The organism is Acaryochloris thomasi RCC1774 (assembly GCF_003231495.1).
Taxonomy (GTDB): domain Bacteria; phylum Cyanobacteriota; class Cyanobacteriia; order Thermosynechococcales; family Thermosynechococcaceae; genus RCC1774.
In genome coordinates, this window is the sequence record NZ_PQWO01000012.1 from 48,747 (window position 1) to 64,065 (window position 15,319).

13 protein-coding genes are annotated in these 15,319 nt (G+C 51.6%); 6 read left to right on the forward strand and 7 right to left on the reverse strand.

Annotated elements, in window-relative coordinates:
• Positions 1–160: 160 nt before the first annotated feature.
• Together C1752_RS17690 and C1752_RS17695 are read left to right on the forward strand one after the other, a co-directional pair.
• Complete coding sequence (locus C1752_RS17690) at positions 161–2,773, forward strand: chloride channel protein (protein WP_110987387.1); 2,613 nt, start codon at positions 161–163, stop codon at positions 2,771–2,773.
• Between the two features lie 34 nt (positions 2,774–2,807).
• On the forward strand, positions 2,808–3,326 hold the full coding sequence (locus C1752_RS17695; RefSeq protein ID WP_110987388.1) for a diheme cytochrome C: 519 nt from the start codon (positions 2,808–2,810) through the stop codon (positions 3,324–3,326).
• 222 nt (positions 3,327–3,548) lie between these two features.
• On the opposite strand, the gene grpE is transcribed toward C1752_RS17695, so the two are convergent.
• Positions 3,549–4,193, reverse strand: coding sequence for a nucleotide exchange factor GrpE (gene grpE / locus C1752_RS17700; protein WP_110987389.1), 645 nt, complete (start codon positions 4,191–4,193; stop codon positions 3,549–3,551).
• Between the two features lie 6 nt (positions 4,194–4,199).
• Positions 4,200–4,988 carry a carbonic anhydrase gene (locus C1752_RS17705; protein ID WP_110987390.1) on the reverse strand — a complete coding sequence of 263 codons (789 nt, stop codon included), beginning with the start codon at positions 4,986–4,988 and terminating at the stop codon, positions 4,200–4,202.
• Positions 4,989–5,269: 281 nt separating this feature from the next.
• Between C1752_RS17705 and C1752_RS17710 the strand changes: the two genes are divergently transcribed.
• From C1752_RS17710 to C1752_RS17730, 4 genes are all read left to right on the forward strand, one after another.
• Complete coding sequence (locus C1752_RS17710; protein WP_110987391.1) at positions 5,270–7,363, forward strand: pentapeptide repeat-containing protein; 2,094 nt, start codon at positions 5,270–5,272, stop codon at positions 7,361–7,363.
• Between the two features lie 285 nt (positions 7,364–7,648).
• A complete protein-coding gene (locus C1752_RS17720; protein WP_110987393.1) occupies positions 7,649–8,212 on the forward strand; it encodes a Uma2 family endonuclease in 564 nt (187 codons plus the stop codon).
• Between the two features lie 83 nt (positions 8,213–8,295).
• The gene (locus C1752_RS17725; protein ID WP_146242369.1) at positions 8,296–8,919 is read left to right on the forward strand and encodes a hypothetical protein; all 624 of its coding nucleotides are present in this window, start codon (positions 8,296–8,298) and stop codon (positions 8,917–8,919) included.
• A gap of 188 nt (positions 8,920–9,107) precedes the next feature.
• Positions 9,108–11,021, forward strand: a complete 1,914-nt coding sequence (locus C1752_RS17730) for a thiamine pyrophosphate-binding protein (RefSeq protein WP_110987395.1) — start codon at positions 9,108–9,110, stop codon at positions 11,019–11,021.
• A 134-nt stretch (positions 11,022–11,155) separates the two neighbouring features.
• On the opposite strand, the gene C1752_RS17735 is transcribed toward C1752_RS17730, so the two are convergent.
• The 5 genes from C1752_RS17735 to C1752_RS17755 form a co-directional block, all read right to left on the reverse strand.
• On the reverse strand, positions 11,156–11,629 hold the full coding sequence (locus C1752_RS17735) for an ASCH domain-containing protein (RefSeq protein ID WP_110987396.1): 474 nt from the start codon (positions 11,627–11,629) through the stop codon (positions 11,156–11,158).
• Positions 11,541–12,524 carry an alpha/beta hydrolase gene (locus C1752_RS17740; protein ID WP_110987397.1) on the reverse strand — a complete coding sequence of 328 codons (984 nt, stop codon included), beginning with the start codon at positions 12,522–12,524 and terminating at the stop codon, positions 11,541–11,543. The genes C1752_RS17735 and C1752_RS17740 overlap by 89 nt, the downstream gene beginning before the upstream one ends.
• Before the next feature lie 83 nt (positions 12,525–12,607).
• Entirely contained in the window at positions 12,608–13,171 is a 564-nt protein-coding gene (locus C1752_RS17745; RefSeq protein ID WP_158535128.1) for an OsmC family protein, read from the reverse strand.
• An 83-nt stretch (positions 13,172–13,254) separates the two neighbouring features.
• On the reverse strand, positions 13,255–14,184 hold the full coding sequence (locus tag C1752_RS17750) for a hypothetical protein (RefSeq protein WP_110987399.1): 930 nt from the start codon (positions 14,182–14,184) through the stop codon (positions 13,255–13,257).
• 418 nt (positions 14,185–14,602) lie between these two features.
• Positions 14,603–15,319, reverse strand: coding sequence for an SDR family NAD(P)-dependent oxidoreductase (locus C1752_RS17755; protein WP_233501691.1), 717 nt, complete (start codon positions 15,317–15,319; stop codon positions 14,603–14,605).

The following is a 15,319-nucleotide window of genomic DNA, read 5'->3' on the forward strand; positions in this document are numbered from 1 at the left end:
GTACAAAAATACTATTCAAGCTTTAGAAGTCGTATCCGAGTATTTTCGAGATTGTCTTTTGATCTTTTTCTCCGCAGTCGGTAATCGACAGAATGCTTTCCTGATAAGTGGCTAAATAGCTCTTTAATGGAAGGTAGGACACACCAACGAGCAGCTTCATATGTGGCGGTTGCCAACAGCAGAGCGATTCCGGTCTCAGATTGATCCCAAGCGCTTTGCCATCCTTGAAGCTTGCATTATTGGATTGGTTTCGGGCCTCGCCGCCGTCATTCTACAGGACGGGATTGGCTGGCTCGGTGGCTGGCGCATCCGTCTGGCGGCTGAGTTCCCAGCCCCTATTGCTTTGCCTCTCATCGGTCTAGTCGGCGGATTGCTTGCAGGCTGGCTGATCAAAAACTTTGCCTCTGACGCTGCCGGTAGCGGCATCCCTCAGGTGAAAGCGGCACTGGCTCAGTTCCCGGTGGCGCTTGATTTACAGGTGGCCTTCGTCAAGCTCGTCAGCGGGATTGCCACCTTAGGCGCAGGTCTTAGTCTGGGTCGCCAAGGTCCGACGGTACAGATTGGGGCGGCCTTAGCGAGCCAACTGAGCTATTGGTTCCCCACCGCCCCAGACCATCGACGTCAGATGATCGCAGCCGGAGCTGGGGCCGGCTTAGCAGCGGGCTTTAATGCCCCGATCGCGGGCGTACTGTTTATCGTAGAAGAGCTGCTCCACGATCTGTCAGGCCTAACGTTAGGCACTGCAATTCTATCTTCGTTTATTGGTGCGGTTGTCGCTCGGGTGCTGGGGGGACAGAGCTGGTTCCTTAACCTGGAGCAGGTCGTCTCTGACACTACTTTCTCGGTCCCTGAGATTCCTTTTTATATTATTTTGGGCGTGTTGGCTGGCGTGCTGGGCGCGTTCTTCAATCGCAGCCTGATGGCAAGCATGAACTTCAACCGGCGGATTTCGCGCTTGGACCTGCCTCTGCGAATCGGGCTGGCGGGCTGCTTTTGTGGTCTGGTGATTAGCCTGCTCCCCACGATATTTCAGGATAACGCCGGACTGCGAGGACTGCTGGGCGACGGGACTTTAGGCTGGCAGATGACTGCGATCGCATTTATCGTTCAGTTCGCGTTAACACTGGTGGCCTATGGCTCCGGCGCACCGGGCGGACTGTTCGCCCCGAGTCTCATTTTAGGGGCAGCCCTAGGACACCTCGTGGGCCTTAGTCACGCAGGTCTCTTTGGAACAGAGGTCACCACGACCTATGCCCTGGTGGGTATGGGAGCATTCTTTGGGGCCGTGAGTCGAGTCCCTGTGACCGGCATTGTGATCATTTTTGAGATCACCACCGACTTCAATCTGGTGCTACCTCTGATGATTAGCTCTGTCGTGGCAAACCTCGCTGCAGAAGCAATCAGTCAAGGCTCTGTTTATGACCTGTTGCTAGAACGGCAGGGGATTCAACTCCAGGCCGATCTGTCTGCGGGATCGCGCAGCATGCTCGATAGCCTAACGGCAGCAGACATCATGGAGCGACGGGTCGAAACGTTGCCCCACAATTTACCTCTAGATCAAGCTCTGAAGCTGTTCGCTAGCTCCCATCACCGAGGCTTCCCGGTGGTTTCAGAGAAGGGACTGCAGGGGATTGTTACCCGCACCGATCTCAACCTTGGGCAGCAGCAAAATCTTAGCGCCACCGCAACGATTCAGGAAGTGATGACGCCTCACCCGATTGTGGTGCATCCGAAGGCGACCTTGAACGAAGTTCTCTATTGGCTAAACCGCTCCAATATTAGTCGTCTGCCCGTAACTGAAGGGCGCAAGCTGGTGGGCATCATCACGCGGGCCGATATCATTCGGGCTGAATCGGAGCAGATTACGGGCGAGCAATACCACCAAGGGAACTCTGGGCAGCCATCCTATCAGGTCTATAGAACCCGAGGACCAGCAACAGGACGGGGGCGTTTGCTGGTGGCGCTCTCGAATCCCGAGACGGTGGATTTGCTGTTGAGACTTGCGATCGCAATTGCCCGAGATCGAGACTATGAACTAGAGTGCGTCCAGATTGTGGTGGTACCGCGCAACTGCCCACCCTCAGAGACTCCAGTGCGGACGGCGCAAAGTCAGCGATTGCTGCGTCGTGCGGTTCGCTATGGTAAGCGAGCGCAAATCTCAGTCCATACCCAGATTCGAGTCGCTCATGACGTTGCCCAAACCATTCTAGAAATCGAAAAACAGCGTCATATTGATCTGGTTTTGATGGGCTGGCAGGGCACCTCCAGCATGGGGCCAGTCATCAATCGTTCAGTCCAAACTATTTTGAGAAAAGCGGTCAGCGATGTGTTGGTGGTCAAAGCCCCTCAGGGGCAGGTGGTGAAACAGTGGCAACGTTGGCTTGTTCCCATTTCTAGCGGGCCAAATATTCAGCAGGCGATTCAGTTGCTGCCGGCTTTGACGGCCCATAGTCCCACGACTGATATTCGGCTGTGTCAGGTCTACGCGCCGCCGGAGGTTTCTCCCCATCAAAGTCTCATCGATCGCTACACTCAGTTCCTCAACCGTCGTCTGTCAGGAAGCGTCAAAGGCATTCAAGTCTGCTCCCCCAACGTTGCCGAGGCCATTGTCGAGCTTGCAGACGTTGAACAGTCTGATGTCATTGTGTTGGGGGCCAGTCAGGCCCATCTTTGGAAACAGGTGTTGTTGGGGTGTATCCCAGATGCGATCGCAACCACCACCGACCGCGCCGTAATTTTAGTCCGAGGGCGCGGAACGACTGAGGTATCATAGGCGTCACGGATACAGCACAGCAGGAACAAGCAACATGCAACAGCGGCGAGTCTGGGTTTTAGCGCTAATTCTCATGCTATGGAGCGGCTTAGCAGGCTGGGGGCTAACGCAAGCTCAAAATGCAGCCGCGCAGAATCTCGTCGCCCAAGCAGAAGTCGGAACCGTTGATGTGGTGCCTCAAAGTCTGCAGCTCGCTCAAGAAGTCTATTTAGAGCAGTGCAGTTCCTGTCATGTTGCTTTGCCCGCAGAGACCTTTCCCAGTCAAACTTGGCAGCAGCTACTCGTCGATCAAAATCATTATGGCGTTACGCTACCTCGTCTCATTAACCCCGAACTGGGATTGACCTGGAAATATTTGCAGGCTTATTCCCGTCCCCAATCTCCTGACGACCAGATTCCCTTCCGGTTTCGACAATCCAAAACCTTCAGAATTCTCCATCCTCGGGTCGAGTTTTCTGAACCCGTCACAGTTGACACCTGCGCGAGCTGCCATCCAGCGGCCTCTCAATTTAACTTTCGCCAGCTCACGCCTGAATGGGACGATGCGCCATAAAAAAAATCATTAGTCCCTGCTCGCTTACGCAGTCGCAGCGGACTAATGATTCGATGAACCCTATGATACAAACAAGACGAAAGTCTCTATGTTTCCCAGTTTGTGTGATGCAAACAGTCTGTACGCTGTCTGATGTTTTTAGATTGCCCACGGCTTTGTTTGTTATGCGTATAGAAAACGTAGACGTTCACGGCCATTGCGAAGTTATACAGAAAAAACCTCCTATATGCGGCTGACCTTGGCCCTATAGAGAAGCTGGTCACCTCTCCGATAGCCCACGTATCGCACCTGCACAACATCATTCGTTTCGATAATGCCCTGCATCGGTTGGTGCTGTTGCGGATCATAGGAAGTTTCTTCGCCCACTGCACCAATGGGCCTGATGCCCCAGGCTTCCAAAAGCTGTTCCAACGGACGCAAGAGGGGCAGAATTTTAATAGCAGGTGCCTGAGGGTCTTGCTTGGCTTTATAGGCGGCAGTCGGCCAGTAGAGCAGCCACGGTTCCAGAACTTGCAGCGCAGCTTGCTGAAAGCTCTGCTCTAGGTCTTGCTGCTGTTGCTCTAGCTTCTGTTGCAGACGCTGATACTCAGTTTTTAGAGATAACAGTTCTGGAGAGCCTACCTCACTGCCAACGGGCCGTGGTTCACCTGGTGGCGTGAATTGCTCCAATAATTGAGAGAGGGGCGTTTTTAACGCGTGACTAAGCATCACTAGCGAAGCCACTGGCAACGTCTGTATTTTCCCCTGCCGCAGGCGCCGAATTTGGCTCCGAGGCAGTCCCGTTGATTGATAGAGGGCCGAAAAGCTGGTGAGGTTCACCTGCTGCATCAGCTGGTATAGCCGCTCTGTATAGTCAGACGAACGCATCTCAGATCAAGAAGGCACCCCAAAGCGATAGGGCACAGGCTGTTGCGCTGGATGAGCGCTGGATTCCCCTTGCTGCAGTCGTCCAGCCGGAATCTCACAGGCAACTGGGGGCGCATGGGTTCGACTATATCTGGGATGTTCAGTCTGTGGCCGAGTGGGCAGAGAGTCTGATAACAGGCTTTGGGGTGGCAAATAGGTATGGGTCTCAGCGTCGTAGGCTAAGACTTCGCCTGTCTCAATGTGGTAAACCCAAGCATAGATTTGCAGTTTGCCCTGCTGCAGCCGCGAGCGCACCACCGGATAGGTTTTGAGATTGTCAATTTGAATTAAGACGTTCTCGGCAACTAGAATCTCGACTAACTCTTCACCTTTGGCTTCGGGATAGTTATCGACCACCATCCGCCGCGTTGATTCAGCATGTTTAAGCCAGTCATAAACTAGGGGCATTCCTTCCTGGAGCTTGTTGAGCTTGAGTAGCCCTTTCATTGCTCCACAGTGGGAATGACCACAGATGATGACCTGCTCAATACCGAGGGCGCTGATGGCATATTCGAGGGTTGCGCCTTCTCCGCCATTGGCTGCACCGAAGGGTGGAATGATGTTACCGGCGTTGCGAATCACGAATAGCTCACCCAGGTCAGTTTGGGTTAACAGATTCGGAGAAACCCGTGAATCAGCACAGGTAATGAATAGCACACGTGGCTTTTGGCCGTGGGCGAGTTCTTCAAAGAGAGCATGATGTTTAGATACGTAGCGCTGCTTGAATTCTTCGAGGCCACGAACGAGATCTTCCACGGGGTTAATACTTTTTTAAGATACTCCCAACATCATACCTGTCGGAATGCGGGCAAAGAAGCAGTAATGCCTGAGAATTGATGAACTCTGCTTATGCGGCTGATTACCTCAGTGTCAAACGCAAGTAAAAGAGAGTTTATCGCTGAGGTTTGTGCGTATGGTGCGTAATTTTGCTGAAAATCGCTGAAAAATTAGGGGGTTGCATCCCTTCAGAATGCTCACTAAGTTGGGCAGCAAGTCAGGCCCGATGTGATCACTGCCCACCTATTGAATCGTGATTCATGAAAGCAAGTGAGCTGCTGCAGCTTTATCAAGAGGGTGAACGCAATTTTGCAGGCGCAAATCTGCGGGGACAGTCGTTTGAGGGGAAAGACCTCTCGGGCGCAGACTTTACAGGCGCTGATATTCGGGGGACCAATTTCAGCCATACGACATTGATCAGTGCCAACTTCAGTAGAGCTGAGGCGGGGCTGCAGCGAAGGGGGGCCGTAGTACTCCTATTGCTTGTATGGCTTTTCGCAGCTGTCTCAGGCTTCTTTGCAGCATTTAATGGATATTTTGTGTCTTTAACTTTCAATACAGGTGATCCAGCTAGCTTTGTCGCGGGTTGGGTGGCACTCATTACCCAGTTAGCTTTTTTAGCTATTTTTCTCTGTAGAGGCGTCACTGTTGCTATCGCGGTCACTGTTATTGGAGCGGTCGCTGGAGCAGTTGCGATAGCCGTTGCTTTTGTTGGAGCCGTTGCTGTTGCTTTCGCTGTTGCTGGAGCTGTTGTTGTCGTTGGAGCTTTTGTTGGAGCTGTTGCTGTTGCTGTTGCTGGAGCTGGAGCGGTCGTTGGAGCTGTTGCTGTTGCTGTTGCTGTTGGTGGGGCTGGGGCTGGAGCGGTTGCTGGGATTGGGGCTGGAGCAGTCGCTGGAGCGGTCGCTGCGGCCAACATACTTATCAGCTCATATATTGGTTGGCGTGCGCTAGCAGGTGATCCTAAATACTTACAAATTAGATCGGTAGCCATTTCCGTAGCGGCGTGGGGTGGGACCAGTTTTCGAGGTGCAGACCTAACCCATGCGAACTTCAACCAGGCGCATCTCAAAAGTGTCGATCTGAGAAAAGCCAAATTAGTTCGCACCTCTTGGTTACACACCCGTCGGCTAGATCGGGTTCGGCCTGGTGATTCCTTCCTAGATAATGCCCAAGTTCGCAGCCTAGTTCAAACCGGCCAAGGTCAAGGTTTAGAGTTCATCCATCAGAATTTACGTGGCATCAATTTGGCCACTGCAGATCTAGAAAATGCAAATTTCAGAGCAGCAGATCTTAGTGAGGCGACGTTAGCAGGGGCAGATCTGACAAGCGCAAGCCTGGTGCAAACCCAGCTTGACAAAACCGATTTAACAGGGTGCACCCTCACAGGAGCCACGATCGAAGGCTGGGGGATCACGGGTAACACTAATCTGCAGGGGGTTCGCTGCGAGTACATCTTCATGCGCTGGGTCAAGCCCGGTGCCTCCAATCCCAATCCGCGTCGCAAACCTGATAACTATGAAGAGAACTTCGCTGACAAAGAGTTTGGTTACTTCATTAAGCCTATTGTCGATACCCTAGACCTCTATCACAACCAGAACGTCAATTCCCGTGCCATCGCTATTGCTTTCAAACAACTGGCTGAGACCCATCCCGAAGCTGAACTCGAAATTGCCGCGATGGAAAAGCGGGGCCAAGATAAGTTCCTACTCAAAGCAAGAACGGCTCAGCAGGCTAACCACTCAGAACTGAGTCAGGAGTACTTTGAAGCCTATAACCAAGCCAGGGCCTTGACTCATAAGGATGCACAGCAGCTTCTTGCAGCAGAAAAAGATGCTCGGATCCGTGACCTAAAAAACTGTTTTGATATGGCGCTCAAGCGCCCCAGTTTCTATGCCGAAAACTATCAACAACACGGAGACCTTATGGCTGAGAACAGCGGCCCCAACATCAATGCAGGCAACAACATCGGCGATGTCACAGGCGTGGCTAGTGGCGATATCAGCGGCGTCATTAACCTGGGCAACATTCAAGGCGACATCAACAACGCAATTCAGCAGCTTCCTGAACGAAGTGACGCCACCCAACCCGACCTCAAAGATCTTCTCAGCCAGTTACAGACCGCCATTGTAAACGAATCTGAACTAGATGAGGCCGAGAAAGCCGCCACCCTTGATCAGGTGAAAAAGCTAGCCGAAGCAGGGCAAGCTCCCGAAGCAGGCTCGATGAAGAAACTGGCAAACAAAGCCACCCAAATTTTCAAGGGTACCGCCGCTGGTCTGACTGAAGGCGCAAAACTGGCAACAGTCTGGGAAGCAGTCGGCCCAGTGATCATGACATTCTTCGGATTACTCTAGCCCTAAAAAGAAGCACACTTGAAGGATGATTGAGAATTCCAATATAGCCCCGCATTCGCCCCACGTGTGGCTAAGCGCTCACGTCGAAGCCCAGCCACCCAATTCTGGGGGGAGATCGCCTACTTTTCAATCAACCCCAAAGTTATTATGACTCTTTGTGTGCGCTCTAATCTCCAAATCCTCCACTGGGAAGGGCTTGAGGAAGGTAATTCAGATTTTAAAGCAACCTCTTACAATAGAAATCTAGAGCAACAACAAGCATGAAGGCAGCTTCAATCCTGTCCTATGGTTCAGACACCCACTCGACCCGTCACCCTAGAAAACTTTTTGCAGCAGCCCGAAACCAAGCCTGCAAGTGAATACATCGACGGTCAAGTTATCCAAAAGCCCATGCCTCAAGGTGAACACAGTACGCTGCAGCGGGTTTTGACGCGCGATATAGATAATGCGCTCAGTCCGTCAAAAGTTGCCCATGCCTACCCCGAACTCCGATGTACCTTTGGTGGGCGATCGCTGGTTCCTGACGTTTCAGTCTTTTGCTGGGGCCGTATTCCCCGGCAGCCCAATGGCCGCGTTGCCAATCGCTTTGAACTGCCGCCTGACTGGACGATTGAAATTCTATCTCCCGGCCAAAAACATACGAAGGTGCTGCTCAATATTTTGCATTGCCTAGAGCACGGCACCGAGATGGGCTGGATGATCGATTCTGAGGAATCCTGTGTCTTTGTCTATCAACCAAACCAAACACCACGATTTTTTGATCAGCCAGAGATGGCACTGCCCGTCCCTGACTTTGCCACTCCAGTTGAACTCACGGTCCAACAGCTCTTTGATTGGCTCACAGATTGACGAGACCCATACGGTACCGAAACCTTGCCTCGCTACCTGCGTCATCTGTACTAATGCAATTCCCAATGTTGTGGAGCAATCGAATGCAAAGGTACTTGTACTCTCTATGGCTCATGCCCATCAGTGGTGGCCTAATCGCAGTTGGCCTAATTTTGTTTGGGCAGGAAGCGATCGCAACCCGTGATCCCAGCCTTCACCCCAGCCGCACAGTCTCTCAAGTTACAGAGACCTCTGAAGACAATGAAGAGGGCTTCCAGCTCACTCAACCGTCTGGAGAATCGGAGATCGCGCTTGCTCAGCATCTTAAGGCACAGGGAGCCAAACTGTATGGGGCTTACTGGGCACCTCACGTATACGATCAGCTCGAACTCTTTGGAGCAGAAGCATTTGAGTCTCTGCCCTACATCGAATGTGCGGAAAAGGTTGAGGGGACAAGAGGAGGGAGTCTGACTTCGCAATGCCAAACCGCCTTTACAGAGATTGAGCAAAAATCGGGATTTAAGGCGGGATTCCCGACTTGGGTCATTAAGGGTAAAGCTTACTCAGGACGCACACCTTTAGCTGAACTGGCAAAATACTCTGACTACCAAGGGCCGAGCAACTTTGAGAATTCCCTGCCTGACCCGAAAAACTTCCGTCCTGGTGATCGAAAGCAGATTCTCGAAGATATCCTGAAGCCGCTCCAGCCTCGAGACGTTTTGAGCTGACTGTTGAGAGACATTCTTTGTATTCGCTCACCCCAGTTGCGATCTCGGTGATTTATCTCTCCCCCCTTTTGAGCCATCCGAATTAATGGGAGGATAGAAACATAACTTGCCCTCATGAATTGTGATGTCTATGACCCATTGCATTTATATGAGGGCTTGGGCGCAGACTTCACAGGACGGTAATCTTCATGAGCATTAATGTCGGGACGTTTCCCATTGATTTAGGAGCCTATAAGGCCGTCAAGCTTGATCCAAGTGTCAGTACTCTCACCGATGAGCAAAGAGAGGCACTCAAATTTAATATTCAGCTCTGCCGGGATGCGCTGATTTTCTTCACAGCGACGGGTGCAGCGAGAGGTGTTGGTGGGCATACGGGTGGTCCCTATGACACGGTACCCGAGGTGATGATCCTTGATGCTTTATTCAAGAGTCAGCCTGATGACTACGTACCCATCTTTTTTGATGAAGCAGGGCACCGAGTCGGAACGCAGTATCTAATGGCAACGTTGGATGGCGATCTACCGGCAGAGCAGTTGATGCAGTATCGTGCGGCCAATTCTACATTGCCAGGTCACCCTGAGCTGGGTCTGACGCCGGGGGTTAAGTTTAGCTCTGGTCGCTTGGGACATATGTGGCCCTACGTGAATGGGGTTGCGATCGCAAATCCTGGCAAAGCCGTCTTCTGTCTCGGCTCTGATGGTGCTCAACAAGAAGGCGACGATGCAGAGGCCGCTCGTCTGGCCGTTGGGCAATATATCAACGTCAAGCTACTCATCGATGACAACGATGTCACCATCGCAGGTAACCCCTCTGAGTATCTGCCTGGCTTTAGCGTCAAGAAAACGTTAGAAGGGCACGGTCTCACAGTTTTTGAAGGTGACGGTGAAGATATCGACAGCCTCTACGCCAACATCTGTAAGGCCATCAACACACCCGGGCCCGTTGCGGTGATCAATAAGCGTCCAATGTGTCCTGGGGTTGAAGGCTTAGAAGGCTCCAACCATGGTCACGACGTTGTTCCTGTAGATATTGCGCTCAAGTATCTGGAAGCGCGGGGCCATAGTAAAGCGGTCGAGTACCTGAAGAATATTGAGAAGCCCTCGAATACTTACAAGTTCATGGGTGCCTCCGATAAGCTGGGTTCGAACCGTAACGTTTTCGGTCAGGCTGTGGTCGAAGTGTTGGGCAAAATGGGTGAAGAGGAGCGCAAAAAGAGTGTCCTTGTCGTTGATAGCGATCTTGAAGGCTCCTGTGGTTTGCAGCATATCCGGGGCGCGCATCCAGAAATTTTCATCAGCGGCGGCATTCAGGAACGGGGAAACCTCTCGGCTGCGGCTGGTTTCGGCATGGAAGAGGGTAAGCAAGGTATCTTTGCCACCTTCAGCGCCTTTTTAGAGATGTGTATCTCTGAGATCACGATGGCGCGGCTGAACCGCTCTAATCTGCTCTGTCACTTCTCCCATGCAGGAATTGACGATATGGCGGACAATACCTGCCACTTCGGCATCAACAATATGTTTGCCGATAATGGTTTGGATGACGGCTATGAAACGCGGCTGTTCTTCCCAGCAGATGCGAATCAGATGACGGCCTGCGTGAAGTCGGTCTTCAACAATAAGGGCTTGCGATTTATTTTCTCGACTCGCTCTAAGGTGCCGATGCTCTTGGATGGCGACGGCAACGAAATGTTTGGTGGCAACTACACCTTCACGCCAGGGAAAGATGATGTCGTTCGTGAAGGAAAAGCGGGCTACATTATTGCTTTTGGTGATGCCGTGTATCGAGCTTTGGATGCGGTAGAGCGTTTGAAGCAAGAGGGCATTGAGGTGGGTTTGATCAATAAATCTACGTTGAATGTGGTTGACGAAGATGCGATCGCAAAAGTAGGCGCTTCCCCCTTCGTCCTTGTGGTGGAACCCTTCAACCGTCGAACAGGACTGGGCAGCCGTTTTGGTTCCTGGTTGCTAGAGCGCGGTCTAACGCCTAAGTTTGCCTACCTTGGCACCCACGAAGAAGGCTGCGGTGGTCTTTGGGAGCAGTATCCTCACCAAGGTATTGATCCGGCTGGCATCATGGCTAAGGTCAAGGAACTCACTGCATAACATCTGTTCTAACGGAGCATAGGATCAACCCTGCGGCTGATCTTTATCTAAGCCCAGCAAAATGGGGCAGTCCTATGCTCAAGCTCACAAACTTCCTTTGCGCTGTGAATAATTTCTGTGAGGCTTTTGTGCTCTTAAGGTGATGGGTACACCACTCGAAATCGCTCACACACTAAAAGCATTTCAGGGCCAGGGCTTTTGCCAATTTTAGGTAAGACTCGCGAGAAATACTTCCAATGCTCCTGTCGCCAGGATTCTAGAGTCCGATCCTCTTCACCTTCGTCATAGGCAAACTGAGTATCCACTTCGCTGAAGGATCGAATATTGATCTCTACTGTTTCAATAATGCAGATAGGGGCACCTTCACCATTCAGAATGACCGTTTTTATCCCCATCATCTCATTGGGATCCGTTTGTTCCACCTCCCATTCCCAAAGAGAGGAACAGGTGGCCGTTTTCACGCCATCTAGAACCAGTTGACCAAGGTCATTCGCGAGCTGGGCTGTATCGCCAAATTGATCAACGAGGTAGGCTGCGTCCGGTTCGGTACCGGCTGGCAGGGCTTTGAGATAGCGATGCCAGCATTGTTCGATCTGTCTCTTGTTCATAGCGATTCTTCGGTGACCAATGATGTTGGAGAAAGGCTCCTGCTTCTGAGATCGCAACTCTCCCCTCCTCCAACATGGGTGCAAACAACTGAAAGCAGTGAATCATGTCTTGCCAAACCTTGAGTTCTACGGCAACGTTGGCCAATGCCGCCTGATGGGCAAGCCGCAGAGCGTCGCCGAGTAAAATCTCTGCTGCCCCGACGTGAATCAGAAGCGGCGGTAGGCCAGATAGATCAGCATAGATCGGTGAGATCAGAGGGTCCTTCACGTTCTCATGGGGAGCATACCAAGCAGTAAGAGTATCCATCAGTGTCCGAGATACCATCAGATCGAGGTGGCCATGAGTATCAATGGTGGAGCTGGTTTGGGTCAGATCGCAGTAGGGCGAGATCAGTAGCCCTGAAGAAGGCAGTATCTCTTTGGTATCCCTTAAAGACAGCAGGGCTGCCAAAGCGAGATTGCCCCCAGCGGAGTCGCCTGCGATCGCAACTTGGCTGGGATGAAACCGACGTGTCTCAACAAGCCAGCGATAAGCCGTCAGCGTATCTTCTAGCGCTGCTGGGTAAGGATGCTCCGGTGCAAGGCGATAGTCAATCACCAACACCCTTGCGGATGACGCCTCTGCTAGATCGCTAGCAATACGTCGATAGGTTTGGCGTGTTCCCATGACAAAACCGCCCCCATGAAGATACAGAATGACGCGATCTGGATCACTATTGGGAAGGGTAATCAGCTCGGCAGGAACACCATCAGCATCGAGGGTCTGAACCTGGGCTGTGGGATGGGACGGCAGAGAAAAGCAGCGGTTAAAGTTCGCTCTCATCTCGGCGAGTGTATCGCCCCAAGAAAAATCCTGCAGCATCGAAAGAATGTTGTTCAGTTCATTTTGACTCATGATTAAGAAGGCTCCATATGAAGAACTGAAGGAAACGCAAGTACGAGGCTGTCTCTACGCTCCACTTAGCTGTTTGGTTTGGACTATGCTTCGATCTGAATCTGAGGCACGATACTTACAGGGTTGGCCATATTCCATAGGTTGGGCGAAGCCATCAGGGTCATCTCATAGATCTCTTGGAACTGTTTAGCGGTTGCGTCTCCTTTGACGATCAGTGTCCAATACAGTGACTGACAACCAGGGACAATACTGGGATCGAGTCCAAAGAATCCACGCAGGTCTAAATACCCGCTGCTTTTAATCTCTGCCTTCTCTAGGCGAATTCCGTAGGCGGTGCAAAGCTCAGTGAAGGTTGCCAGAATGCAGGAATTAATTGCCGATAGCAGCACCTCTTGGGGATTGGGGCCCAAGTTTGAGCCACCGATTTCTTTTGGCTCATCAATCACCAGGGTGAAATCGCGATCATAGGTTTCACTGCCCCAATCAAAGGACTTGACGTGAGAGATAGAACGGGGACCGTCGACCCAGGCGCTTGAGACCTGGAAGGTTAGCTTGGCCTGGAGGGGATTGGTTGCGATCGCACCCGATAACTCTTCGAGTTCATTGAGATCAAAACCATTGAGAGTCTGTGCTTGTTGAGTTTGCATCATCATTTTCCTTATCTAGAAATATAGAGGTCATTGAATAGAGTGATAGGTGCCCCCATTCGTTGTCTTGCTGAAGCATTGCCTCAAGAGAAAGCCTGCGTTGTCTCAGCAATCAGGTCATACCCATCAGGCCCTAACGTGCGCACGCTCTCTACAAAGTTGGGGTGGGTCATCCCTGCAACAAGAAAGGTTTGCTGATAGGAAACCGTTTGTTGTTGCTGAATCGCTTCTCTGTCAGTGAGAGAAAGCGATCGCTCGGTCACTCGCTCCAGACTGTCAATATCGAGCTGCACCTGGTTTATCAGTCCTGCATTGAGGTACTGAATAACAGCGATGTAATCATCAATGCCGGTGGCAATGGCTGCAGCATCTAAGTCTCGGGCCATTGACTGCACCATCAGCGTATCGAGTCGAGCGTGTTGGGCTTCTTCCTGCCAGTGATGCTTTAACAGACTGCAGAACTGCGGATCGAGGTTCTCTCGCTGATTTTCACGCACGCTTTCGAGAAAGTGACGTTGGGTCATCCATTCAATGTGTAGTGTCATCAGAGCGACACCGAGAGAACTGTGCTGGAGAATGAAACGGGCGATCGCCGATGATGGACCAATACAGTCATAAGGACTGCCGAACCCAGCTTCAAAAGCTTCTGCAAACCGACGGAACAAATGGATATGCTTGCTTTCTTCGCTTGCAACGCCCAGGAAAGCTTGAGTTGCTTCAATCTCATCACTGCCAATCGCCTGAATATGATTAACCACTAAGGGCAAGATGGCTTCCTCTAAAACGCTAAATAAATATAAGTAGCTGTTGCCGCGAATCTGGTTGAGCTTAAGTTGCTCTGCAGAACTCAGGCTGGCGATGGCCCCTGTGTGAGCGAGTCCCTCAGGGAGGAAGGGTTTGAAAAAATCAAGCGAGTTTTTATCGTTAATCAAATCCTGGACACGCCAGTTGATTTTGGTCGCGTCTTTCAAGATTGATGAATAGGTATTGTCATAAGTTATAAGAGCGGCCATGAAACCTCTTGTTTTTGAGTGAAAGTTGCTGAGTTGCCGAAAGCGTGTTGCCTCAACCTTGATTTCAGGCTAGAGAAGAGGGCGTTCCCGAAGCGTTCTTGAAACGTTCCTGAGACGTCTGGTCCTATTGGGAACAGGCACTGTTATGCCTTCAAACTGGGGTTCTCCAAAGGCGGTAAAGTCATTGAGATTAAGCGGGTCGGCATTGCCCTTCTGCAGCACAGCCAGCTGAGTACTGCCAAGGCGGAGGGTCGCCTTGTTCGCTTACTGAATAACGTCAAGATCTTCAAAGAGGAGTCCGTTCGACAGTCCGATCGGGTCTACAACTGTTGGAGAATTCCAGACACAAAAAAGCCGCCCTGGAGAACGGCCTTGGTAAATCCAATTGCTCTAAAAAACAGAGTCTGAAATACTATGCTCACGTCAGGTTGAGTCCACCATCAGAGAGTAATATCTCGCCTGTAATGTAGTGGCTCACAATTAACATAGAAGCCACTTGTGCGATTTCTTCTGGCTGTGCGCCTCGACCCATAGGCGCCCGCATCTTCCAAAGCTCTCTTGCGGCAGTCCAATTCTGGCTCATAGGGGTGTTCACTAGGCCGGGTGCGATCGCATTCACCCGAATCGATGGTGCCAAACTCACCGCCAGCAATTTGGTCATATGGTTCAAAGCAGCTTTACTGACCGAATAGGGAACCGAAGCTCCCTTCGGTCGAATCCCGGCATGGGAACTGATATTTAGAATGCAGCTTGGGCATTCCTGACTTGAGGACTGGCGCAACGCGGCTTCAGCTTCGGTGATCAGTGTCCACGGCGCAATGACGTTGACTTCATACAGATCGCGCCAGATTTCCGGCGATGCTTCTTTTAATGCCGTATGGGGGATTGCGGCGGTCACGCCAGCATTATTAACCAATGCATCTAGGCGACCGTAATGAGATAAAACCTCAGCGATTAACTGACGAGCTTGATCTTGATCTGATAGATCAGCTTGGAAATAGGAGGCATCTGGGTATGCCGCAGCTAATTCTCGCCCTGCCGTCACGGAGGATTTGGAATGAAAGGCAACAGCGAAGTTGTCTCGAGCGAGCTGAGCTGCGATCGCTTTTCCAATGCCAGAAGTTGAGCCCGTCAC